The sequence below is a fragment of the Lysinibacillus sp. GbtcB16 genome, from assembly GCF_019091145.1.
GTDB lineage: Bacteria > Bacillota > Bacilli > Bacillales_A > Planococcaceae > Lysinibacillus > Lysinibacillus fusiformis.
On sequence record NZ_JAGXJV010000319.1, the window covers coordinates 1 to 277 of the forward strand.

The following is a 277-nucleotide window of genomic DNA, read 5'->3' on the forward strand; positions in this document are numbered from 1 at the left end:
GTCATCGCAAGACCGCGACCAGAAGGTGAGGATGCTTTCCGTAAAAATGAGATCAATGACCGCTTAGTAGCGCATAACTTTTCTCAAATTTTCTCACGATACGCGTCTATTTCTCGTACACAGCAACAAGTAAATACACATGGTGTGTCTAACGAATTGAACTACCAAGTAGACCTACGTCTAAAAGAAATGATTCGTGAAGCGAATAACTCTTTAATTTATGGCCGTAGAAATGCAGGTTCTCCAACACAGCCACGTACTACAGGTGGATTATTCG

At 41.9% G+C, this 277-nt stretch carries 1 protein-coding gene; it reads left to right on the forward strand.

The genetic code is table 11. The features are described 5' to 3' along the window. On the forward strand, positions 1-277 hold a 277-nt coding region (locus KVT27_RS24405), incomplete at both ends, for an SU10 major capsid protein (RefSeq protein ID WP_217582156.1).